The organism is Pseudescherichia sp. AS216 (genome assembly GCF_037152055.1).
GTDB lineage: Bacteria > Pseudomonadota > Gammaproteobacteria > Enterobacterales > Enterobacteriaceae > Pseudescherichia.
On sequence record NZ_JBBCMV010000004.1, the window covers coordinates 305793 to 328321 of the forward strand.

A 22529-nucleotide genomic window follows, 5' to 3' on the forward strand; every position below is an offset into this window, starting at 1 on the left:
GAGAGGCCAGTAACTTAAATTTAAAGGCATATTGATGCACAGCGCAACAACTGAAGACACGCTCAACACCTGGTTTGATCAGGGTAGTCATGCTTTTGAAGCCGAACGTACTCTTATTAGGGGACTCGCTCAGAATCTCAAAAGTAATCGTATTGAGGTGAACAATAAAAATATGATTCTGGCCCTTATCAGGCTGCTTGAAACAGAAGATGATGTAATCAAGCTCGATGTCTATCGCAACGCGCTTGAACTCATCGTCCAGAAAACACCAGACGATTTGTAATGTTATTTAAAACGCCCCGTATCGCTTAGTCAGGATACAGGCGTTGACTTATAAAGGTTTTACCAGACGGGCCCTAAGGTAGCGAATACAGCTTTCCAGAATGCTTAGCTGCTGCTTCTCTTTTACCATCACACTACGGGCGCGTAGTACCATCATAAGATTGTCCGCATTTACCGGCAGACGTGAATTCATCAGCCAGGTTGCCGCCTCACCAATGACCTCTTGAATATTTTCAAGTAAAACGTGTTCATCTTCGTTCAATTGCACTCTCAATGCAGAAGGGGGTTTGTCTTCCAGGCTAAGTCGCCAAGATCAAATTCACAGAGAGCATTTGGGGGAACATGCTTAAAGCAAGTCTGATTAGAAGGGTAAAACAGCAAAAAACCTGTTAACCGTACCGATTAAACAGGTATTACTGACTGAAGCTAATGTTTATAAACAATAGTAGGGTGACTAAGAACAGCGTCGCGTCTGTGGAGCTTTAAGGATCGGGAGGGGCTGGAACCGCTGTCGGGAAGCATTCTGAACTGATGTACCCCATTGATGGCCGTACGAAAAGCTTCACGTCTGCCATGGTCATTTTCATCATGGAGACTCTCCTGCAACTGACTGAGAAGGGCATCGAAAGAGACGTTGTCATCAGCCTCAAGAAGCGACATTACGGCTTCACCCATCACTTTATCTACCAGCCTTTCCTTATCATTTTTGCTCATTGAGCCTCACAGTATTTATTTGGCGCTGGACTTCATATCATTCTAGCAGTATGCCCGCTTATGCCAGAGATAGATAGGTATATTACGCGTTTCGCCCGTCAGAAATGATTATTACGCAGAATCAAACGCATTAAATCGCTGAGATGCGCCTGCATAAGGGGACTATTTTCAGCCTCGATGCGCGCAACCAGTTTCAAACAGATCGTTCTTCTGCTGATAATTTGACCAGCACGCAACAGAGCGATGACGATATCTCCCAGCGTCTCTTCTCGTGAAGGCATATCCTGCATGACTACACACACGCCCGTATTGATATCGTTACTCTGTGTCGCTTTTACATCGTTCTCGCACATGTTGCGTTTCCGGTACCCGTTTAATCACGCACTTGATGAGGGGCTTTATCTGTCCGCCTCAGCCCGTTTATTTTGTTGCCTAATAATATCGATAAGAAACGGTAAAAGAAAAGAAAACTGATATTTTTTTACCCTACTCATACAAGGGGTAAAATGTAAGCTGTTTATTAATATAGGATATATCAAGTTTGTGATTGAACATAAACCTTCCTTAAGTAGAACTCCACATCACTTTTTACAGCATAGGCTATGATTTTATTTACATACGGTCAGGAGAGGTAGCAACCCGAATACCGTTTTACACCCTTTCGTCACGTCTGCGTTTATTGAGGTATCTGCATGGAGTCCAGATCTTTTCTTAAAAGCTGGGGGGCCGAGTTCGTGGCCGCTGACACAGTGCGTTTTCGTGTGTGGGCGAGCGGTCAGGAGAGCATTACGCTCAGGCTTTCAGGCAAGGAATTTAAGATGAACCCGGCCGGGGAAGGCTGGTTCGAATTTTCCGCTACCGATATCTCCCCTGGTACGGAATATCACTACGTTCTGGCTGATGGTACCGCTCTGCCGGACCCGGCGTCCCGGGGGCAAAAGGCCGATGTCAATGGCCCTTCGCTGGTTATCAATCCAGAAAGCTATCGCTGGCAAAACACGCAGTGGCAAGGGCGTCCCTGGGAAGAGACCGTTTTCTATGAGCTGCATGTTGGCACCTTTACCCCAGAAGGGACCTTCCAGGCCGCCATTGAGAAGTTGCCTTACCTGGCGGATATAGGAATTACCGCTGTTGAGATCTTGCCCGTATCGCAGTTTGGTGGCAACCGGGGCTGGGGCTATGACGGCGTGCTGCTTTACGCGCCGCACTCCGCCTACGGTACGCCGGACGATTTCAAAGCCTTTGTCGATGCCGCGCACGGCTACGGCATCTCGGTGGTGCTCGACATTGTGCTGAATCATTTCGGCCCAGAGGGCAACTATTTGCCGCTGCTGTCGCCAGAGTTCTTCCACAAGGAGCGCATGACGCCCTGGGGGCCGGGCATTGCCTATGATGTCGATGCCACTCGTCGCTATATTGCCGAAGCGCCGCTCTACTGGCTGAAAGAGTTTAACCTCGACGGGTTACGCTTTGATGCCATCGATCAGATTGATGACAGCGCTGAGAAGCATATCCTGATGGAGATTGCCGAGCGCATTCGGGCTGAGATTACCGACCGACCTGCACACCTGACGACGGAAGATTGCCGGAACGTCATTTTCCTGCATCCGCGTGATGAAGAGGGTTCGACGCCGCTGTTCAGCGGCGAATGGAACGATGATTTCCACAATGCCGTACACGTTTTTGCTACTGGCGAAACCCACGCCTACTATGAAGATTTTGCCGACCAGCCGGAGAAATATGTCGCACGTGCGCTGGCAGAAGGGTTTGCCTATCAGGGAGAGGTGTCCCCGCACTCAGGAGAGGCTCGCGGCGTGGACAGCACCGGGCAGCCGCCGGTGGCGTTCGTGGACTTTCTGCAGAACCACGACCAGACCGGCAACCGTGCGCACGGTGAGAGACTGATCTCCCTGGCTGGCGTCGAGCGTACCAGGGTGCTGCTCGCCGCGCTGCTTCTGTCTCCGCATATCCCGCTGCTGTTTATGGGAGAGGAGTACGGAGAGAACAATCCATTCCTGTTCTTTACCGATTTCCATGGCGATCTCGCTAAAGCCGTACGTGAAGGGCGCGCGAAAGAGTTTGCCGGGCATAATGGCTACGACGGTGACAGCGTGCCCGATCCGAACGCCGAGAGCACCTTTATGCAGTCGAAGCTGGATTGGCACAAACTCGAAAGCCACGAAGGGCGCGCCTGGCTGGAGCTGACCCGAGCGCTGCTGCGTCTGCGCCAGCAGAAGATCGTGCCGCTGTTGGCTACCGCCGGGGGCAATTCTGGCCGGGTAGTTAAAACAGACGAAGGATTCCTTGCCGTGAGCTGGACATTCCCGCAGGGAACGCTCTCTCTGGCGTTGAATATTGGCGAGCGTCATCAGACGCTGCCGGAATTACCCGGCGAAACCGTTTTTGCCTGGCCGAATGCGGTAGATGAACTGCCGCAGAACTCCATTGTTGTTCGCCTTGCATCAGGAGAAGCAAAGTGAAGATCCCAACCGCGACTTACCGTATCCAATTTCGTAACGGCATGACCTTTGACCGCGCCGCTGCCCTTGTGCCTTATTTGCAGCAGCTGGGCATCAGCCACCTTTATGCCTCACCGATCTTTACCGCCACCGCCGACTCAACCCATGGCTATGACGTCACGGATGCCAACGAGATCGAGCCCGCCATTGGCGGCCGCGAGGGTTTTGACCGCATGGTAGCTGCCTTGAAAGAGGCCGGCCTTGGCCTGATTCTGGATATCGTTCCGAACCATATGGCGGCCTCGCTGGAGAACGCATGGTGGCGCGACGTCATTGAACACGGTGAACAGAGCCGCTATGCCCGCTATTTCGATATCGACTGGTCGCGTCGCCTGACCCTGCCGTTCCTCGGGGATACCTTTGAGGCCGAGCTGGAGAAGGGCGATATTCGTCTGCAGGCCGATCCTAAAACAGGTAAACCTGCCTTTGCCTACTTTGAGAGCTTCTATCCGCTTTGCCCGGAGAGCTATCAGGGGCGTGAAGATGAGGTGCTGAATCTCACGGATAAAGCCGAGCTTATTGCGCTACACGAGCAACAGCCTTATCGATTGATGACGTGGCGAGATGCGCCGCGCGATCTCTCCTATCGTCGCTTTTTTGAAATTACCGGCCTCGTTGGGGTTCGGGTTGAAGATGAAGCCGTCTTTGACGATAGCCACCGCCTGATCCTGGATCTGGTGCGCAGCGGGGCGGTAGATGGCCTGCGGGTTGACCATGTAGATGGCCTTGCCGATCCCAAAGGCTATCTGAGACGCCTGCGCCAGGAGGCCGGCGCTGACTGCTACCTGACCGTTGAGAAGATCCTCGGCAAAGGCGAGCATCTGCCGGACGACTGGCCAGTATCGGGCACTACCGGGTACGAATTTATTGCCGCGCTCTCGGACGCCCTGGTCGATGACGATCGGCTTGCCGCGCTGCGCAAAGCCTACGACAAGACCATGGAGAGGCAAGTGGATATGCGGGCCGAACTGCGTTCGGCCAAGCTGCTGATGGTTGACCGCAACTTCGAGGGTGAATTTACCACCTTGCTGAAGCTGGCGCTCGGCCTTGCGGAAGTGGAGGGGTTTGTAACAGAGCAAGCGACAATGCATGCCGCTTTACGCGAGCTGCTTGTTGCCTTCCCGGTCTATCGTACCTACGGAACACAAGAGGGCCTGCCGCCTGCAGATGCTGAGCTGCTGCATAAAATAGTGACCAAGGTTAAAGCCAGCGACAATGCACCGGATCCCGAGGCGCTCGACTTTATTACCCAAATTCTTGCGGGTTTGCTGTCGAGTGCGGCATCGGATAAAGCATCTCTGTTCCGCACCCGATTCCAACAGCTCACCGGCCCGCTGATGGCAAAATCCGTGGAGGATACGCTCTTCTTCCGCCAGAACATGGGCCTGGCGCTTAATGAGGTCGGTGCCGAGCCGTTGCCGCGCATGTTCTCTCTGGATCGTTTCCACGCTGAGATGAAAACCCGTCTGGAGAAGCAGCCTGATGCGCTTTCCAGCACCTCGACTCATGATACTAAACGCGGGGAAGACACGCGTGCGCGCCTCTATACACTGACGGAAGCCCCGTCGCGCTGGGCGGTATGCGTCGGTCGCTGGCGGGAAATTAACCAGCATAAAGTGGTCGAGCTTGAAGATGGTCCGGCACCGAAGCCCGCTGGGAAGTGGATGCTGTACCAGGCGCTGGCGGGCGTGTGGCCCGTGACGCTGCAGCCCAACGATGCGGCAGGGCTAAAGGCGCTGGAAGATCGCTTCCTGGACTTCGTTGAAAAGGCGTTACGGGAAGCGAAGCTGCGCACCGACTGGGTGGACAATAACGATCCGTTTGAGAAAGCGATGCTCGACTATGCTCGACACCTGCTTTCGCCGGACAATCAGGTCTTCTTACAGGATTTCGTAAGTTCGCTTCAGCCGTTTATTCGCGCCGGACTGGTTAACAGCTTGACCCAGACCGCTATCAAACTTACCGCGCCGGGTGTGCCGGATATCTACCAGGGCAGCGAGGCGCTTAACTTTAGCCTTGTCGATCCCGATAACCGTCGCGAGCCGGATTTCGCCACCCTGACCCAGCAGCTGCCTGAGGATGACCAACCCGTCATCGTTACCGAAGAGAGCTGGCAAAGCGGTTTCCTGAAGCAGCAGGTTATTGCCAAAACCCTGCGCCTGCGTCAGCAAAAACCTGCGCTGTTCCGCTATGGTGATTATCTGCCGCTGACGGTAACGGGCGAGCGAGCGGATCACGTTATCGCTTACGCCCGGGTCAGTACCCGGATCCGCGGCGGCGATGCGCTTATTGTTATCGCTCCGCGTCTGGCGCTGCGGCTGCCTGACGATGCGGAAACAGCATGGTTTACCGATACCACTATTGCGCTCCCTGAATCGCTGGCAGGCCGCCGCTACCGCAACATTCTCAGTGGAGAAACGTTCTCCCTGAATGAACAGATTGATTTAATGCAAATTATCGGCGATGTACCGCAAATCTTGCTGGCTGAATAAGTATTCACCTGAATTTTTGCCGCGCTCAATCGCGCCTGGTTGCCTACTGCCTAAAGGAATGTGCTCTTAGAAGCCCACATTCTATGGAGAAGAATGAATGACACACCATAATACATACCAAATTTTGCCGGGGGATTATCACCTTCTCGGCGCAAACTACGATGGCGAGGGTGTTAACTTTGCCCTTTTCTCGGCGCATGCAGAGCGCGTGGAGCTGTGCCTTTATGACCCGAGCGGCAAGCACGAGATCGGCCGCCTGGACCTGCCGGAGTATACCCACGAGATCTGGCACGGTTACGTGCCCGGCCTGCAACCGGGTGCACTGTATGGTTTCCGCGTGCACGGTCCCTTCGATCCGGAAAACGGTCATCGCTTTAACCCCAACAAGCTGGTTATCGATCCCTACGCCCGTGAGCTGGTAGGCGATGTGGAGTGGAACGAAGCGCATTTCGCTTACGACATGCTGCACGAGGATAAGGACCTGACCTTTGATGAACGCGACAGCGCGCCGTTTATGCCGAAATGCCGGGTCGTTAACCCCAATGAGTTTGACTGGCAGGACAATAACCGCCCGAACATTCCGTGGTCACAGGCAATTATCTATGAAACCCATGTGAAAGGGTTTACCCAGCTTAACTCGGCGCTGCCGCAGGCGCTGCGCGGTAACTTCGAGGGGATGGGCCACAAAGCGACCGTGGACTACATCAAAAACCTCGGCATTACGTCGGTGGAGCTGCTGCCGATTCACTGGTTCCCGGACGATCAGCATCTCCTGGATCGTGGGCTGAAAAACTTCTGGGGCTACAATACGCTTGGCTTCTTTGCGCCAGCCTCTCGCTACTTTGGGCCGAAAGGCATTCAGGGCTTCCGCGATATGGTGCGCGCATTCCATGACGCAGGTATCGAGGTGATCCTCGACGTGGTCTACAACCACACGGCGGAAGGTAACGAGCTGGGGCCAACGCTGTCGTTTAAGGGTATCGATAACTTCTCTTACTATCGCACCATGCCCGATCAGCACCGCTACTACATCAACGACACCGGTACAGGGAATACGGTAAACACCTCCCATCCGCGCGTGCTGCAGATGGTGATGGACTCTCTGCGCTACTGGGCAGAATCGATGCATATCGACGGCTTCCGCTTCGATCTGGGTACCATTCTGGGGCGTGAGCCGGAAGGCTTTGACCAGCGCGGTGGCTTCTTTGATGCCATCACGCAGGATCCGGTGCTCTCTAAACTCAAGCTGATTGGTGAACCCTGGGATATCGGGCCGGGTGGCTATCAGGTAGGTGGGTTCCCGCCGGGCTGGGCAGAGTGGAACGATAAGTATCGTGACACGGTACGTGAGTACTGGAAAGGCGACAACGTCGCCCAGGATTTTGCCTCCCGCCTGCTGGGCTCTGGCGATCTCTACGACATCCGTGGCCGTCGCCCCTGGTCGAGCGTTAACTTCATCACCGCCCACGACGGCTTCACGCTTAACGATCTGGTTTCGTATAACGAGAAGCACAACGAAGAGAACGGCGAGGATAACAACGACGGTCATAACGATAACCGCTCTTACAACTACGGGGCGGAAGGTCCTACCGACGAAGAGAACATTAACGCGGTCCGCGAGCGGCAGAAACGTAACTTCCTCGCCACGCTGTTCTTATCCCATGGTACGCCAATGCTACTGGCCGGGGACGAGTTTGGCCGTAGCCAAATGGGTAACAACAACGGCTACTGTCAGGACAGCGAGATCTCCTGGGTTCACTGGGACGATCTCCCGCCCTCCAGCGAAGCGCTGCGCGAGTTTACCCGCAAACTTATCAAGCTGCGTGCGGAGCAACCCTTGCTACGCCGCGAAAGCTGGCGCGATGGTCTGCTCATCGAGTGGTTCAACGCCGAAGGGGGGATCCAGCAGCCTGAGCACTGGCATGAGGGATCGGCCCTGGTGGTCTACATCAGCCGCCCGGATTTAATACCCGAAGAGGGGATCTGGCACGACGTGCTGATGCTGCTGAACCCGTTTGAAGAGAGCATGCCGTTCCGTATTCCGCAGCCAGGGGAGAGCGGTTGGGTTCTGGAGCTCACGACCTTTGATAAAGAGTCCCACGGTATCGTTATCGATAGTGAAACGGACTTTACTCTGGAAGGGCGCAGCATCGCGCTGTTCAGAAGGCCATAGGGTAAATAGCTAACAGCGCTTACTCAGGCGCGGATCGATAATAAACGGCTCTGCTTTCACACTCAGCAGAGCCGTTTTTGCGTCTGGATGTTCCGGGTTGAACAGGGCGTTCCACTCCCCGGTAATTAATGACGGAAATCGATCACCATACGACCGCGGATCTTGCCTTGCTCCATTTCATGGAAGATGGCGTTGATATCCTCCAGCGGGCGAGAGGCGACTTTCGGCACCACTTTGCCCTCGGCGGCGAACTGGAAGGCTTCGGTCAGATCCTGACGGGTGCCCACCAGCGAACCGACGACCTGAATACCGTCCAGCACCAGGCGCGGGATATCGAGACTCATGGACTCCGGCGGCAGGCCAACGGCAACCACGCGGCCACCGGCCCGCACCGCATCGACGGCGGAGTTGAATGCCGCTTTGGCGACAGCGGTGACCACCGCCGCATGTGCGCCGCCGGTTTTCTGCTGAATGATCTGCGCCGCGTCTTCGTTACGGGAGTTAATGGTCAGGTCAGCACCCATCTCTGACGCCAGGCTGAGCTGCTCATCATTGACGTCGATAGCGATCACTTTGGCGTTAAAGACGTTCTTCGCATACTGCATCGCCAGGTTGCCGAGGCCGCCAAGACCGTAGATTGCAATCCACTGGCCGGGTTTGATATGAGAGATCTTGATCGACTTATAGGTCGTTACGCCGGCGCAGGTAATACTGCTGGCGGCGGCGGGATCGAGACCATCAGGCACTTTCACCGCATAGTCTGCTACGACGATGCAGCCTTCAGCCATACCCCCATCAACGCTATAGCCCGCGTTTTTAACCTCACGACAGAGGGTTTCATTACCGCTGTTACAGTATTCGCAGTGTCCGCAGCCTTCATAGAACCAGGCTACGCTGGCGCGATCGCCTGGCTTCAGCGACGTGACGCCAGGCCCGACTTCCTCTACCACGCCAATGCCTTCATGGCCCAAAATGACGCCGGTTTTGTCACCGAAATCGCCATTCTTTACGTGAAGATCGGTATGGCAAACTCCACAGCACTCCATCTTTAACCGCGCCTCGCCATGGCGAAGCGGGCGTAAGGTCTTTTCGGTGATCTCTACTTGATGATCGTGAGTGACAACAGCTGCTTTCATTGTTATCTCCTGAAGGTATGCAGTTGATTAATGCATAACGTAACGCGTGAGAAGTGAACGAAATTACTCCTTAAGGATTAATGACTTCTGGAAAACTTGCAACCTCGCAGACACATCCTGCAAAGATTTATGAGAATAATTCGCAAATGACTCGTCAGCAAGCACGAGGGAGGGTGAGGGGATGTAGGCCCGGCAAGCGTAGCGCCGCCGGGCAACTGATTAAATAGAAGTGCGACGGTAGCTGCGGTACTCAGGCCGCCAGAAGTTGTCGTCGATCGCCTGCTGCAGCGCCTCGGCGGAGGTTTTCACCGCCACGCCCTCCTGCTGCGCCACCTGGCCCACGGCAAACGCGATAGCGCGGGAGACGTGCTGGATCTGATCGAGGCCCGGCAGCACCATGCCGTTATCATTTGTGCGCAGCGGGGAGTGCTCCGCCAGGGTTTCGCTTGCCGCCATCAGCATCTCGTCGGTGATACGCGACGCGCCAGCGGCGATAACGCCCAGCCCGACGCCCGGGAAGATATAGGCGTTGTTGCACTGGGCAATCGGGTAGACCTTATCTTTCCACTGCACCGGCGGGAACGGGCTACCGGTGGCTACCAGCGCGTTGCCGTCGGTCCAGGTAATGATATCCTGCGGCGTTGCCTCTACCCGGGACGTTGGGTTCGAAAGCGGCATGACGATTGGACGCGGGCAGTACTTATGCATCTCCCGGATAATCTCTTCCGTAAACAGGCCGGTCTGGCCCGAGACGCCAATCAGGATGTCCGGCTTGACGTTGCGCACCACGTCCAGCAGGGAGATAGCGTCGCCGCTGGTCTCCCAGTGATGAATATTCTCCTGCTTCTGCACCAGCTTGCTCTGGAACGGCAGCAGATTCGGCATCTGATCGGTCAGCAGGCCGAAGCGATCGACCATGTACACTTTTTGCCGCGCGGCGGCTTCGCTCAGCCCTTCGCGCTGGGTCTGAGCCACAATCTGCTCGGCGATACCGCACCCGGCAGAACCTGCGCCGAGGAATACAATTTTCTGGTTGCTGAGCTGGCTGCCTGCGGCATGGCTGGCGGCGATAAGCGTGCCCACCGTCACGGCCGCCGTGCCCTGAATATCGTCGTTAAACGAGCAGATCTCGTTGCGGTAGCGGTTGAGCAGCGGCATCGCGTTTTTCTGGGCAAAGTCTTCGAACTGCAGCAGCACGTCCGGCCAGCGCTGTTTCACGGCCTGGATAAACTCATCTACAAACTCATAGTATTCGTCGCCGCTGATACGCGGATGACGCCAGCCCATATAGAGGGGATCGTTAAGCAGCTGCTGATTGTTGGTCCCGACATCCAGCACCACCGGCAGAGTATACGCCGGGCTGATACCGCCGCAGGCGGTGTAGAGCGACAGCTTGCCGATGGGAATGCCCATGCCGCCGATGCCCTGATCGCCGAGACCGAGAATACGTTCACCGTCGGTGACGACGATCACTTTAATATTGTGCGCCGAGACGTTCTGCAGGATGTCATCCATCATGTGGCGGTTTTCGTAGGAGATAAATACGCCACGCGCGCGGCGATAGATCTCAGAGAAACGCTCGCAGGCAGCGCCGACCGTCGGGGTATAGATTACCGGCATCATCTCATCGAGATGGTTTTCTACCAGACGGTAGAAGAGGGTTTCGTTAGTGTCCTGAATGTTACGCAGATAGATGTGCTTATCGATATCCGTTTTGAACCCCTGATACTGCAACCAGGCGCGCTCGGCTTGCTCTTCAATGGTCTCTACCACTTCAGGCAGCAGGCCAAGCAGGTTAAAGTTGCGTCTCTCTTCCAGACTGAAGGCGCTGCCTTTATTCAGCAGAGGAAACTCCAGCAGCACGGGGCCAGCATAGGGGATGTACAGCGAACGGTTTTTCTTATACTTCAGCAACATCTCGAAAACTCCTGGGTAAACAAATCCCGGCGATGGCACGGTTACCTGCGTGCAAACGGGGTAGGTAGTACGGCGGGAGGAAGTATAAAGCATGCGTATTGCAATTACTTGTTACTTTGCTGAAACATATTCATAAATAAAAACGCCACCGGAGCGGTGGCGCAGGAACTGTTTTGGGTAACAATTTGTATAACAATAATGACATTACTGGGCGCGGCGATGACGCCCGTGGCGGTGTGTGACCACTTTTTCGCTGCCGTCGTCGCTACGCACGACCTTTCTCTGATTCGACAGCTTATAGTCCAGACCTAAAATATGACGTGCCTGACGATTCGTTCTCATGCTAACTCCTTAATTCTGTTAATAGTTTCAAGGACCAACCCGCAACGGCGAGCCGGGCAAAGCGTATCCCATAGCTGGGTTAGCATACCGCCGCCAGTGAACGAAAAATGTGCTGCACCGTTGAATTACGTCAATTCCCTCCGCCAAAAACCTGAACGGCGCGTTGCAGACGTGCGGCACGCGTGGAGAGGTCGCCGGCGGCGTCGGTCACCTGCTCAACCATGCTGGTATTGTTGTGGGTCATGACACCGATACGCGACACGGATTCGTTGATAAGCGACAGCGCCTGAGTCTGCTCTTGGGTAGCAGTACCCATCTCTTTAATCATCGTCGACATCTGGATCACGTTATCAATCATCGCCGTCAGGTGCGTCTCGGTGTTCTCCACCATCTTCACGCCGCTGCTGACGTTAGCGACGTTCTGCTCAATCAGGGTTTTGATCTCTTTCGCGGCGGAGGCGGAGTGCTGGGCCAGGTTACGCACCTCGGCGGCGACCACTGCAAAACCTCGGCCGGCCTCCCCGGCGCGCGCGGCTTCAACCGCAGCGTTAAGCGCCAGAATGTTGGTTTGAAACGCGATGCTGTCGATCACGCCGATAATATCCACGATCTGCCGGTTATCCCGGGAGACAGACTGCATCATGGTGATGGTTTGTTTCATGATATTACCGCTGTTCATCGCGTTGCGGCTGGTCTCATCTGCCCGCGTCATTGCTTCAGCGGCGGTTTCTGCCGTCTGCTTCACCGCGCTGGCAATCTCCTCCACCGCGGCCGCCGTTTGGTGCAGGTCCGCTGAGGTCTCTTCAGTACGCTGCTGTAGCGACTCCCCCTCTTCGGAGATGCGATGGCTGATTTTGCGGATCCCCACCAGTTGGGTAGTGACGTCCCCAACCAGAGAGTTAAGATTCAGCCCGGACTGATTCACAAGGCGCAGCAGCATGCCGATCTCATCGACGCGGTTAAATTGAAAATAATCGGCGCGCCGTCCGGATACCACTTTCTGCATTTGCGTTAAGATTAATTTTAACGGATGCGAAACCTGCGCCTGTAAGAAAAGTGCAATAAGTAAAAACAGCATCAGCGCTGTGGCGGATTGCACCGGCGCAGGGAGAGAAATAAAGGGCAGGGCAGCGATCAAAATCGCGGGAATAGCCAGCGCCAGATTAATTCTGCGGGAAATAGCCAGCCACTTAAAAAGAGAGAGAAAAGAGAGCACACCCCGGCGCACCAGTACGCCTTTATAGAAGCGATAGCCTTTTAATTTATTGCTGTTAATTTGCGCGTAGCATTTTTCACTCGCGTCTATCTCCTCCCGATGGGGAATATTTCTGACGGAAATGTAGCCGGTGAGTTTTTCCTGCTGATAAACCGGGGTAACGTTAGCGCGAACCCAGTAGTGATCGCCGTTGCAACGCCGGTTTTTCACCAGTCCCGTCCAGCTCTCTCCCTGCTGGATAGTAAACCACATATCGGCAAAGGCGGCGGGAGGCATGTCAGGATGGCGGATAATATTGTGCGGCTCGCCAACCAGATCCCCCTCATCAAACCCGCTGGCAGCAATAAAGGCGGAGTTAGCGTAGGAAATATGGCTCTGCGTATCGGTTGTCGACATAAGCGTCGTGCCGTCGTTAAGTAAATACTCTTTCTGTGTAACGGGAGTGTTACGCTTCATCAATATCCCCACAATCAAGCGTCTGGCAATAAATAAATAGGAATTGTATTTTTCTTATAGCCCGCGCATTTTCCACGATCAATGCAATAACGGAAAGTAGCTTCAGGAAATATTTTTTTAGCCATACTGAAATATGCCTTTGGCATAAGTTATAAAAATGAAAATAGAACAAGTGGACGTTGTTAATACCTTAGTGCCCGGCAAAACCTTAAGGCAAATAGAGAGGGTATCGTGCTATATCGCGAAAATAATCTACCCTTTACACGTACCGTTAATCGCCGGACAGGCCCAGGAGATGGACATGCATACCCCCACCGCGTCAGGACGTTCGAGCTTTGCCGTAGCGCTGTATGAGCTACTTAACCCCATTCCACTCGGTTTTTTTACCGCCGCCTGGATCTTTGACATTCTCTATATCAAAAGCATGCAGATTATGTGGACCGATGCCGCCAGCTGGCTGATCGTTATCGGGCTGGTGATTGCCATTATTCCACGCCTGATTAACCTGGTGCAGGTCTGGGTAGGGCGTCGCTATACCTTCGGATCCCCCGTAAAGCTGCACTTCTGGCTTAACCTGCTCGCCATTCTGCTGGCGATCGTCAATGCCTTCATCCATAGCCGCGACGCCTGGGCCGTGGTCCCGCTGGGTGCGATCCTGTCGACGTTAGTGGTGATCCTGCTGCTGCTGGCAAATGTTCAACTCGCGCTGCGTCAGCGTAACGCTTAAGGAGAGCTGGTATGAAAAAACATAACCGAGCGTTACTCAGCGTGGCGATTGTCGCCCTACTGAGCGCCTGTGATAACGGCGCAACTGTCGATCCGCAAAAGCAAATGGGCCCCAACCCAGAGCTGCCGCAGGCGCAAAACTTCCTGCTGCCGCCGATGCAGGTCCCGGAAGGGGTGGCGTGGAAAGAGGGCGAGAAGCCCACCGTGCCCGCCGGGCTACAGATTGAAAAAATTGCTGATGGTCTGAAGCATCCGCGTCAGATCTACGTTTTACCGAATAATGATGTGCTGGTGGCTGAGTCAAACAGCACGCCGAAACCTACCACGCGACCCAAGCAGCTGATTATGGGCCTGGTGCAGAGCGCCTCCGGCAAGGCAGGAAAAGGCGGGGACACTATTACCCTGCTGCGCAACGTTAACGGTAAATGGGAGAAGCATACCTTTATTGAAAACCTGCACTCGCCGTTTGGCATTCAGCTGATCGGCAATACGCTGTGGGTGGCCAATGCCGACAGCCTGGTGAAGTTCCCCTATGAAACAGGGCAAACCTCCATCAGCGCCCCTGCTCAGGAGGTCACCGAGCTGCCCGGCGGCCCGATCAACCACCACTGGACTAAATCCCTGCTGGCCAGCCCGGACGGCAGCAAGCTGTACGTGGGCGTGGGATCGAACAGTAATATTACTGAAAACGGCATCGGGGCGGAGTATCGCCGGGCAGCTATTCTCGAAGTTGACGCTGCCAGCGGGGCGAGCCGCATTTACGCCAGCGGCCTGCGTAATCCCACTGGATTAGGATGGGAGCCGCAGAGCGGCAAGCTGTGGGCTATCGTCAACGAACGGGATGAGATCGGCTCCGATCTGGTGCCGGACTACATGACGTCGGTGCAGGAGAACGGTTTCTACGGCTGGCCCTACAGCTACTTTGGTCAGCACGTTGATGAGCGTGCCCAGCCCCAGCGTCCGGATCTGGTGGAGAAGGCTATCAAGCCCGACTACGCCATTAGCTCGCACGTCGCACCGCTCGGCCTGCTGTTCTATACCGGGGACAATATGCCGCAGTATCGCGGTGGCGCGTTCGTCAGCGAACACGGCAGCTGGAACCGTAAGCCGCTCAACGGCTACCAGGTGATGTGGGTGAAGTTTGAGAACGGTCAGCCGGTGGGGTTGCCGCAGCCGGTGGTCACGGGCTTCTTAACTGACGATCAGAAACAGGTCCGCGGCCTGCCGGTCGGGTTGGGGATGGATGCCCAGGGCGGGCTGATTATCGCTGATGATGCCGGCGATGCCGTCTGGCGGGTCAGCGCTGCCCAGTAGAGGAAAAGCAAAAAGGCTGCCAGCGGGCAGCCTTTTTTAACGCTTGCGCTTAGCTACCGAGTCCCTGACGATCAGCGAGCCTTCGTGCAGCGACTGTGGGGCGCTGTCAACGTTGCTATCTGGCGCGAGCAGAATGCGCACCGCATCGCGGATCATCTCATCCATCGGAATATGGACGGTGGTCAAGGTCGGGGTAAAGTAACGGCCAATGATGGAGTCATCGAACCCGGCAACGGAGATATCGTCTGGCACTCGCAGTCCGTGGTCGATCATCGCCTTAGTGACGCCGATGGCCATGTCATCGTTGGCGGCCAGAACACAGCTCATCGGTCGCGCTTTTTTCAGCAGGACGCAGCCCGCCTCATAGCCGCTTTCGGTGCTCCAGCTGCCGCGCACGATAAGCGATTCATCAGGCGTCAGACCCGCAGCGTTAAACGCATCGCGGTAGCCAGCAAGACGACTGTCACCCGTGGGTGACCCTTCGCCGCCAGCGACAAACGCAATATCGCGGTGGCCCTGGGCAAGCAGATATTTCACCATGCGCATGCTGCCCTGGTAGTGATCGACAAACACCGAGCTGCTGCGGTTGCGCTTTAGCTCGCGGTTGATGACCACGATAGGCACGCTGCTCTCATCAATAATGTCATCCAGCTCATCCACGCTGAGATACTTGGGATAGATCATGATCGCCTCGCAGCGCAGCTGCACCAGGAAGTTGATAGCGTTGCGCTCATCCTCCCGGCTGTGCTTGCCGTCGGCCAGCACCAGCTGACGCTGCAGATCTTCGCTGCACGTCGCCGCCTGGTAGATCATGGCAGAGAAGAACGGCCCGTTATACAGGCCGTTAGTGATCACCAGTCCTACCGAGTTGGAGCGGCTGGTCGCCAGGGTGCGCGCCAGCAGGTTAGGGCGATATCCCGTCTCTTCGATGGCTTTGAAGATCCGCGCCTTTACCTCTTCGCTGACCACTACTTTGCCGTTTAGCGCACGGGAGACCGTGGCTTTTGAAACGCCCGCTCGCCTCGCGACATCCAGTATCGTGACCATAACACTCCCCAGTTAGTTAACAGCGTATCAGGAGACGGTCATCAACGGCATCTCCTGACGAATAGTGCCCCCGGACTGGAGCTTCGTCAGTTGAAACTCATCGCTGTTGATCACCAGCACCGGCGTGGTCAGATCGTACCCGGCACGCTCGATGGCCTCTTTATCAAACTCCAGCAGCGGCGTACCGGCTTTAACAACGTCGCCCTCCTTCACCAGCGGACGGAAGTGCTCGCCTTGTAGATTTACGGTATTTAACCCAACGTGGATCAGCAGCTCAGCGCCGTTATCGCAGGCCAGGCCAATAGCATGGCGTGATTCGATCACCGTCTCCACCCGGGCATCGCAGGGCGCTACCACTTTACCTTCGTGGGGACGAATAGCAACGCCGTCGCCCAACACCTTTTGCGAGAAGGCTTCGTCAGCCACCGCTTCCAGGGCAATCACCTCGCCACTGAGCGGGCTGTTCAGCGCCAGGCTGGTCTTCGCCGCTGCGGTTGAGGTGGTGCCGATCGGGGCGGTCTCCGGCGCGTCGGTGAGCGTCTCTTCCGCCACCGGATCGTCAAAACCAACAAACTGCACCAGTATAATAGTCAGGACGATAGCCGTTGCGCTACCGGCAAGTTCACCGATAAAGGACATCGGCGCATCCGGGCTGATGGCGTTGACCAGGGTAAAGAGGCCCGGCAGCGCCGCATAGGCGTAATAAAGAGAGCCAAACAGGCTTGCGACCACCGCACCCACCGCACCGCCAATGCAGCCGCAGATAAAGGGCTTTTTAAAGCGCAGCGTCACACCGTAGATTGCCGGTTCGGTAATGCCGAAGATGGCCGTGACGCCCGCCGACAGGGAGGTGGTTTTCAGCTCGCGGTTGCGGCTTTTCAGGAAGACACCAAATACGGCGGCCATCTGGCCGATGACGGCAATGGTTTGATAGGCCTGGAAGGAGTCATACCCCTGGGTATCGAAGTTGGCCATGATCACTGGGGTGATGCCCCAGTGGACGCCGAAAATAACAATAATCTGCCAGATACCGCCGATGAGCGCAGCGGCGACCGCAGGCGCGGCGGCAAAAAGAGCATTGTAGCCGCTGGCGATGCCCATTGCGGCCCAGGTGGTAATCGGCCCGATGACAATCAGCGTCAGCGGAACAATGATCACAAAGCAGATCAGCGGGGTGAACAGGGCGCTGACCACGTCCGGCAGCGCCTTCTCGACACGCTTCTCAAGCCAGGAGAGCGCCCAGACCAGGAACAGCGGCGGCAGTACCGACGAGGTATAGACCGTTTTCGCCAGCGGAATAAACAGGAAGGTAATCGTCTCCCCGGTAGCAATGCGGCCCGCCATGGCCGACCACTCGGGGTTAATCAGTGCGCAGCAGCAGAGCACGGCGATAAACGGGTTACATTTGAAGTGGCGCGCGGCGGTGATCGCGATAAACACCGGCAGGAAGGCAAACGGCGTCCACGACATAAAGTTGAGGATCGCATAGGTGCCGGTGGTTTTAATGTCAGCATCGATCAGGCCGGCAACAATCAGCAGCCCCTGTAAAATCCCGGCGGCGGCAAGGATGTAGACAATCGGCGCAAACACCGCCGACATGGTGGCGATTACTGCATCCAGCCAGCGGGTTTTCGGTTTATTGCCCGTTCCAGCGTGGTCCTCGCCGATCAGTGCGGAGAGGGCATTAAACACGTCGGCAACGTGGGTGCCGATAACAACCTGGAACTGACCGCCGCTCTCTACAACGGCGATAACGCCAGGCAGGTTTTGGATGCGGCTTTTTGCCTGGGCAGGGGTATCGTTCAAAACCAGGCGTAAACGGGTGGCGCAGCGGGTAAAGCTGCTGATGTTTGCTTCCCCGCCGACCTCCTGAAGGATGTCACTGGCTAACTTATTGTAATCCCTAATAATGGCCATTCTGATGTACCTTTTTTATGGGTTATGAGTGTGTGACTTATATTTGAAACCGGTTTCATGCTAGCAGTGAAGCGCTCCCTTGCAACCGGTTTCATGGCTAAAATGTGGGCTGAATCACAGAGGTAAATGATGCCGATGGTCATAAGATTTTCGTATCGCGCGTGACATCTGTGAGAGTAAAGTGGATAGCTGTCTATCCTCCAACGGTCGGAACATGGGCAATGTGGGTATTGGGTCTGCTGGCAGGAGCAGCCATTGGCTATATGTTGATTAATCCACAACACATTCAGCCGGGCAATGAACCCCGAAGTCTGCAACGCCCAGGGGATTACACCGTCTTACCCATGATGATGATCGCTTTTTTAACCAAGTATGCCTTTGGCGTGCTCACTGCCATTTCGCCTACTGCGATGGCGCAGCCGGGACTCAGCGGGTTGGCGATTGTCTCTGGCGGCGTGTTCGCAGGGACGTTTATGGGGAAATTTATTCACTATGTCCGCTGCTATGCCGCTTTCAAGCAAAACTAATCATCATGCCGAACGGGAAATTCACACCTGTGTGATTTCGCTTGCCGGCAATCCTGACACCAATGAACAGATAAAAAAAGTTGAGCACTTTTGCGGCTTATATAACGCCATGAATCAGGAAGAGAAGAAGAGGGCTATCTATCAACACCTGACCGGCCATCTTCCGCCTGTTTCTGTGAATGAGGCAAAGGCATTAGCCCTGAGCGAGCGCCCCTTGACCGGAAGAGCGCTCGGCGAGGTTGCTCAACGGCAGAATGGTGAGATTGCCGCGTACCGCGCTGCCGTTAACGCCTGGTTTGCCGATTGCGATAATAATTGGGAGCATATTATTCCGCAGGAGACGCTGGTGCTTCACTACCGTGGGCAGAACGAACATGCAGCCCGGTTTGTTGCAAAAGTTAACGGCGTCGTCACCCATACCGCGTTGACCTACTTTGAGAATCAGCGTCGCCACCAGCGTCATACCGGCACCCGCTGGCTCATTATCGATAAGAAAAACCATAGGCACGCGCTCACCCTGCCTGTCGCTGCCAACGTTCATTTCCACGACTCTCTGAATTTTTATTATCAACATCAGGATGGCAATGAGCGCATCTATAACTTCATGGGCCAGCCGCTAATGAAGGTCAACTGCAGCCCGGAGACCTCCCTTGCAGCCATTCTCAGCCATGAAGTTGATCGCAAAGAGTATGAAAAATTGCAGTCAACTTTACTTCGAGAGCAGGGTGATGCGGGTTCGGCTATCGCGCTCAACCAGCGCTGCTATGCTGCCGATGCGCTGTGGCAGCAGGAGCGGCTGAATGGCCAGGTCATTAATAAATCCGATGCCGTCGCGGATGTCTCGTTTTATCACGCCATTGCCATCAGTGACAGTGTCACCTATATCAGCGATGCCAGCGTTGAAGGAGAGGAGAGTTTAACGATAACAAAGATTATTTTAACTCGCGAAGATAAGATTTCGGCGTTCGCTGCCAGACTGACGGCGACGCTGGGAAGAGATCCGACGCAGGATGAAGTGGAAGAGAGAGTGGCACGCTTCGGAATCGATTCGCGTTAACCGGGCAGCGTGAGGGCACTACCCGACGGTTCCAGCAACGCCTGATGGCGTTGCGCTTAACAAGACTACGCTAGCTGCTAATTAAATATCATCCATCGTATGGTCGACGACAATTTCCAGCGTCTTACGAATAATGTCGCTTTTCACCACGTTATCGGTGGTTTCGATCGCCTGGATGAGATGCAGGATAATGGCTTTATTATTGAGATGACCGCCAGAGGCAAGGATCGTTCTCACTACTGCACCCAGAACCGCTGATTCGTCTGCCAGAACGTCACCCGCATTGCGGAAGTAGGCGGAGAGGGCCGTATCGGGCAGCGTTTCGAATAGGTCTGATGATTGCTGAAGCGTAGCCTGAAGCATAGGATTATACCGTTAAAAAGTTAGAAAATGGATGCAGTCAGTGTTTTTTACTGGTGCTCTTTTGCTGGCTAGTGCCGAACAGTTGAAACACATTGTCCTTATGTTCGTTCTCAGAATCCTTCTGTTCACGTCCGGACTGGCGACGCATCGATACTTTTGCATTATTCGTTATTTCCGCAATAACGCGGCCAAGCGTTTCACGTCGTCGAATATCCTTCTCTTTTGCTTCCATAGACTGCAACCTCGTGATAAGTGCCCTGGTGTTGACCGGGCCATTTTCACTGAGGAGAGATAAGACGGCTTCTCCGATTAGCTCATCTGTAAGCTTTTCAATGTCACTTCTATTCATAACTACGTCTCTGATGCCACACTCATCCAAATAATGGAAACGTGGCATGAGTCTGCGCCAGGTTGAGGCCGTGTGTTCTTCCATGAATACCAGCCTACTCCAGGCGACTTTAAAAACTTAACTACCAGTTGCTGTGATTTTGCTAACTCTTAGCGGTCAAACAGCAGGCCAATCAACGTGTGGTAATGGCTCTCTTCTTCAGAGTCAGACGCCATTTCCAGACGGCTAAGCAGTTTGGTGCAAATTGCCTTGCGGTTCAGGCTCTGGCCACTGCTCAGAATTTCAACCACAATCTGACCCAGCGTCTCCTGCTGGCTTGGCAGTGCAGCTTTATTGAAATACCGGGTAATGGCATTAGCTGTGTTCGGAACATAACCGTTCTGCTGCATATGTCACTCCTGTAAAATTCAGTAATTTGTGATAACGAGTACAAAGTTATACAAAACCGGCAAACTTGTACATAGAAACTGTACAAATTTGCGTAATTATTTATAGATATTTCTAACATATCCTTATAATCAATGCCTTACGGAAAATTCCTATCTTGATCTGAGAATACTTGTACAGGTATGGCAAAAAGCTGTACTCTTTATGGAGCAGCATACTTATACACGGGAAAGATTGTCTTTAAAATCAGGCACAATCATTACAAGATCTGGGTGCTGACATTTGTTAATGTGGCTTTTCACACACCGATCCCCGGAATAATTATGCTTACAACCATTATTTACCGCAGCCATCTCTGCGACGACGTGCCGGTTAAAATGCTGGAAGAGATGGTTGCCGCAGCAAACCAAAAAAATGGTCACTCCGAGGTGACAGGCATCCTGCTTTTTAACGGGACCCACTTCTTCCAGCTGCTGGAAGGGCCGGAAGAGAGCGTGTTCAAAATCTACCGCGCTATTTGTCAGGATACTCGCCACTACAACCTCGTTGAGCTGCTGTGTGACTATGCGCCGTCGCGGCGGTTTGGTAAGTCGGGAATGGAGCTCTTCGACTTAAGAGAGTATGACCGGGATGATGTGCTGCAGCGCGTACTGGACAAAGGCACCTCTAAGTACCAGCTGACCTATGACGACCGTGCGCTGCAGTTCTTCCGCACCTTCGTTGAGGAGCGCGAGAAAGAGAACTACTTTGAAATTCCGCCCGCAGATGCATGGGATTTCATTCCGGACGACGGTGCTTCCCGCGCAGAGAGGCGAGAAGTGGATGAAACGGCAGAGTGCAGCTTTGCTTTTCAACCGATGATCGATCCCTTTGCTCGTGAGGTGGTTGCGATTGAAGCCTTGCTGCGTACGCCGGGGGGAGATTTCCCCGAAGCCTGGTTTGCCGGACTGGCCGGAGATGAAACCTACGAGGCCGATCTGCGCAGTAAAAAAGTCGCTTTTGGCATGGCGGCGGAGCTGAATATTGGCGAGCAGACGCTGTCGGTAAATCTGCTGCCGATGACGCTGGTGAAGATACCCGGCGCGGTCAATTTCCTGCTTCAGGAGATCGAGGCCAACGGGCTGATTCCAGAGCAGATCATCGTTGAGTTTACCGAGAGCGAAGTGATTTCACGCCTCGATGAGTTCACCGATGCGGTAAGGCTGTTAAAGGCAGCGGGTATCCGTGTCGCCATCGATCACTTTGGTGCGGGCTTTGCCGGACTGCTGCTGCTGGCGCAGTTTCAGCCGGACAGGATTAAGATCAACCGCGACCTGATCAAAGATGTACATAAGAGTGGCCCACGGCAGGCAATCATCCAGGCCATTATTAAATGCTGTAGCTCGCTGGAGATTCTGGTCTCCGCAGTGGGCGTTGAGCGGCCTGAGGAGTGGATGTGGCTGGAGTCAGCAGGCATATCACAGTTCCAGGGCTACCTGTTTGCCCGTCCCGAATTCGCCGGCATACCTGCTGTAGCGTGGCCAGAAAAGCGGGCGGGTTTATGAGATAATGATAGCGTTTGAATATGAGCATAGCAGCGTTGAGTTTAGGGGAGT

The 22529-nt window shown here is 54.6% G+C and carries 21 protein-coding genes; 9 read left to right on the top strand and 12 right to left on the bottom strand.

All coding sequences use genetic code 11. The annotated features are described in order from the left end of the window. Window positions 1–34: 34 nt before the first annotated feature. Window positions 35–283, top strand: coding sequence for a biofilm development regulator YmgB/AriR family protein (locus WFN61_RS14330; protein ID WP_257757593.1), 249 nt, complete (start codon window positions 35–37; stop codon window positions 281–283). Between the two features lie 48 nt (window positions 284–331). Here the strand turns inward: WFN61_RS14330 and WFN61_RS14335 are convergent, their stop codons facing one another. From WFN61_RS14335 to WFN61_RS14345, 3 genes are all read right to left on the bottom strand, one after another. Beyond that, complete coding sequence (locus WFN61_RS14335; RefSeq protein WP_257757592.1) at window positions 332–544, bottom strand: hypothetical protein; 213 nt, start codon at window positions 542–544, stop codon at window positions 332–334. Window positions 545–708: 164 nt separating this feature from the next. After that, complete coding sequence (locus WFN61_RS14340; RefSeq protein WP_337038841.1) at window positions 709–996, bottom strand: hypothetical protein; 288 nt, start codon at window positions 994–996, stop codon at window positions 709–711. A 98-nt stretch (window positions 997–1094) separates the two neighbouring features. Continuing rightward, on the bottom strand, window positions 1095–1349 hold the full coding sequence (locus WFN61_RS14345; RefSeq protein ID WP_337038842.1) for a hypothetical protein: 255 nt from the start codon (window positions 1347–1349) through the stop codon (window positions 1095–1097). A 339-nt stretch (window positions 1350–1688) separates the two neighbouring features. Between WFN61_RS14345 and treZ the strand changes: the two genes are divergently transcribed. The 3 genes from treZ (at window position 1689) to glgX (ending at window position 8180) form a co-directional block, all read left to right on the top strand. After that, window positions 1689–3476, top strand: coding sequence for a malto-oligosyltrehalose trehalohydrolase (gene treZ / locus WFN61_RS14350; protein ID WP_337038843.1), 1788 nt, complete (start codon window positions 1689–1691; stop codon window positions 3474–3476). Then, a complete protein-coding gene (gene treY, locus WFN61_RS14355; RefSeq protein WP_337038844.1) occupies window positions 3473–6007 on the top strand; it encodes a malto-oligosyltrehalose synthase in 2535 nt (844 codons plus the stop codon). The genes treZ and treY overlap by 4 nt, the downstream gene beginning before the upstream one ends. A gap of 97 nt (window positions 6008–6104) precedes the next feature. Then, window positions 6105–8180: a glycogen debranching protein GlgX gene (gene glgX, locus WFN61_RS14360; protein WP_337038845.1), complete on the top strand. Its 2076-nt coding sequence runs from the start codon at window positions 6105–6107 to the stop codon at window positions 8178–8180. A gap of 125 nt (window positions 8181–8305) precedes the next feature. Here glgX and adhP read toward each other — a convergent pair whose 3' ends face one another. The 4 genes from adhP to WFN61_RS14380 form a co-directional block, all read right to left on the bottom strand. Next, window positions 8306–9316: an alcohol dehydrogenase AdhP gene (adhP, locus tag WFN61_RS14365; protein WP_144815695.1), complete on the bottom strand. Its 1011-nt coding sequence runs from the start codon at window positions 9314–9316 to the stop codon at window positions 8306–8308. A 219-nt stretch (window positions 9317–9535) separates the two neighbouring features. Beyond that, window positions 9536–11233, bottom strand: a complete 1698-nt coding sequence (locus tag WFN61_RS14370; protein WP_144815698.1) for an NAD-dependent malic enzyme — start codon at window positions 11231–11233, stop codon at window positions 9536–9538. Window positions 11234–11437: 204 nt separating this feature from the next. Continuing rightward, the gene (sra, locus tag WFN61_RS14375; RefSeq protein WP_072015219.1) at window positions 11438–11575 is read right to left on the bottom strand and encodes a stationary-phase-induced ribosome-associated protein; all 138 of its coding nucleotides are present in this window, start codon (window positions 11573–11575) and stop codon (window positions 11438–11440) included. A gap of 130 nt (window positions 11576–11705) precedes the next feature. Beyond that, a complete protein-coding gene (locus tag WFN61_RS14380) occupies window positions 11706–13247 on the bottom strand; it encodes a methyl-accepting chemotaxis protein (protein ID WP_144815701.1) in 1542 nt (513 codons plus the stop codon). 301 nt (window positions 13248–13548) lie between these two features. Between WFN61_RS14380 and WFN61_RS14385 the strand changes: the two genes are divergently transcribed. After that, complete coding sequence (locus WFN61_RS14385; RefSeq protein WP_144815704.1) at window positions 13549–13974, top strand: DUF2231 domain-containing protein; 426 nt, start codon at window positions 13549–13551, stop codon at window positions 13972–13974. An 11-nt stretch (window positions 13975–13985) separates the two neighbouring features. Beyond that, on the top strand, window positions 13986–15287 hold the full coding sequence (locus WFN61_RS14390; protein ID WP_337038846.1) for a PQQ-dependent sugar dehydrogenase: 1302 nt from the start codon (window positions 13986–13988) through the stop codon (window positions 15285–15287). A gap of 36 nt (window positions 15288–15323) precedes the next feature. Here the strand turns inward: WFN61_RS14390 and WFN61_RS14395 are convergent, their stop codons facing one another. Both WFN61_RS14395 and WFN61_RS14400 read right to left on the bottom strand, forming a co-directional pair. Next, window positions 15324–16334, bottom strand: coding sequence for a LacI family DNA-binding transcriptional regulator (locus WFN61_RS14395; protein WP_144815709.1), 1011 nt, complete (start codon window positions 16332–16334; stop codon window positions 15324–15326). Window positions 16335–16361: 27 nt separating this feature from the next. Further along, window positions 16362–18251: a beta-glucoside-specific PTS transporter subunit IIABC gene (locus WFN61_RS14400; protein ID WP_337038847.1), complete on the bottom strand. Its 1890-nt coding sequence runs from the start codon at window positions 18249–18251 to the stop codon at window positions 16362–16364. A 221-nt stretch (window positions 18252–18472) separates the two neighbouring features. Between WFN61_RS14400 and WFN61_RS14405 the strand changes: the two genes are divergently transcribed. Both WFN61_RS14405 and WFN61_RS14410 read left to right on the top strand, forming a co-directional pair. Beyond that, window positions 18473–18778, top strand: a complete 306-nt coding sequence (locus WFN61_RS14405; RefSeq protein ID WP_337038848.1) for a hypothetical protein — start codon at window positions 18473–18475, stop codon at window positions 18776–18778. Beyond that, window positions 18744–19835 (top strand): hypothetical protein, encoded by a 1092-nt coding sequence (locus WFN61_RS14410; RefSeq protein WP_337038849.1) that lies wholly within the window; start codon window positions 18744–18746, stop codon window positions 19833–19835. Before WFN61_RS14405 ends, WFN61_RS14410 begins: the two co-directional genes overlap by 35 nt. Window positions 19836–19916: 81 nt before the next feature. On the opposite strand, the gene WFN61_RS14415 is transcribed toward WFN61_RS14410, so the two are convergent. The 3 genes from WFN61_RS14415 to ycgZ form a co-directional block, all read right to left on the bottom strand. After that, window positions 19917–20198, bottom strand: a complete 282-nt coding sequence (locus WFN61_RS14415) for a biofilm development regulator YmgB/AriR family protein (RefSeq protein WP_144815720.1) — start codon at window positions 20196–20198, stop codon at window positions 19917–19919. 37 nt (window positions 20199–20235) lie between these two features. Further along, on the bottom strand, window positions 20236–20631 hold the full coding sequence (locus tag WFN61_RS14420; RefSeq protein ID WP_409455835.1) for a hypothetical protein: 396 nt from the start codon (window positions 20629–20631) through the stop codon (window positions 20236–20238). 65 nt (window positions 20632–20696) lie between these two features. Beyond that, a complete protein-coding gene (gene ycgZ, locus WFN61_RS14425; protein ID WP_144815726.1) occupies window positions 20697–20936 on the bottom strand; it encodes a regulatory protein YcgZ in 240 nt (79 codons plus the stop codon). 321 nt (window positions 20937–21257) lie between these two features. On the opposite strand from ycgZ, the gene WFN61_RS14430 reads away from it, so the two are divergent. Beyond that, on the top strand, window positions 21258–22478 hold the full coding sequence (locus WFN61_RS14430; protein ID WP_337038850.1) for a diguanylate phosphodiesterase: 1221 nt from the start codon (window positions 21258–21260) through the stop codon (window positions 22476–22478). Window positions 22479–22529 lie beyond the last annotated feature (51 nt).

Bases quoted from the DNA above. Each gene is read 5' to 3' on its own strand.
- WFN61_RS14330 (WP_257757593.1), top strand. From the start codon at position 35: ATGCACAGCGCAACAACTGAAGACACGCTCAACACCTGGTTTGATCAG.
- WFN61_RS14340 (WP_337038841.1), bottom strand. From the start codon at position 996: ATGAGCAAAAATGATAAGGAAAGGCTGGTAGATAAAGTGATGGGTGAA.
- WFN61_RS14345 (WP_337038842.1), bottom strand. From the start codon at position 1,349: ATGTGCGAGAACGATGTAAAAGCGACACAGAGTAACGATATCAATACG.
- treZ (WP_337038843.1), top strand. From the start codon at position 1,689: ATGGAGTCCAGATCTTTTCTTAAAAGCTGGGGGGCCGAGTTCGTGGCC.
- glgX (WP_337038845.1), top strand. From the start codon at position 6,105: ATGACACACCATAATACATACCAAATTTTGCCGGGGGATTATCACCTT.
- adhP (WP_144815695.1), bottom strand. From the start codon at position 9,316: ATGAAAGCAGCTGTTGTCACTCACGATCATCAAGTAGAGATCACCGAA.
- WFN61_RS14370 (WP_144815698.1), bottom strand. From the start codon at position 11,233: ATGTTGCTGAAGTATAAGAAAAACCGTTCGCTGTACATCCCCTATGCT.
- sra (WP_072015219.1), bottom strand. From the start codon at position 11,575: ATGAGAACGAATCGTCAGGCACGTCATATTTTAGGTCTGGACTATAAG.
- WFN61_RS14380 (WP_144815701.1), bottom strand. From the start codon at position 13,247: ATGAAGCGTAACACTCCCGTTACACAGAAAGAGTATTTACTTAACGAC.
- WFN61_RS14385 (WP_144815704.1), top strand. From the start codon at position 13,549: ATGCATACCCCCACCGCGTCAGGACGTTCGAGCTTTGCCGTAGCGCTG.
- WFN61_RS14390 (WP_337038846.1), top strand. From the start codon at position 13,986: ATGAAAAAACATAACCGAGCGTTACTCAGCGTGGCGATTGTCGCCCTA.
- WFN61_RS14395 (WP_144815709.1), bottom strand. From the start codon at position 16,334: ATGGTCACGATACTGGATGTCGCGAGGCGAGCGGGCGTTTCAAAAGCC.
- WFN61_RS14400 (WP_337038847.1), bottom strand. From the start codon at position 18,251: ATGGCCATTATTAGGGATTACAATAAGTTAGCCAGTGACATCCTTCAG.
- WFN61_RS14405 (WP_337038848.1), top strand. From the start codon at position 18,473: ATGTGGGTATTGGGTCTGCTGGCAGGAGCAGCCATTGGCTATATGTTG.
- WFN61_RS14410 (WP_337038849.1), top strand. From the start codon at position 18,744: ATGTCCGCTGCTATGCCGCTTTCAAGCAAAACTAATCATCATGCCGAA.
- WFN61_RS14415 (WP_144815720.1), bottom strand. From the start codon at position 20,198: ATGCTTCAGGCTACGCTTCAGCAATCATCAGACCTATTCGAAACGCTG.
- WFN61_RS14420 (WP_409455835.1), bottom strand. From the start codon at position 20,631: ATGGAAGAACACACGGCCTCAACCTGGCGCAGACTCATGCCACGTTTC.
- ycgZ (WP_144815726.1), bottom strand. From the start codon at position 20,936: ATGCAGCAGAACGGTTATGTTCCGAACACAGCTAATGCCATTACCCGG.
- WFN61_RS14430 (WP_337038850.1), top strand. From the start codon at position 21,258: ATGCTTACAACCATTATTTACCGCAGCCATCTCTGCGACGACGTGCCG.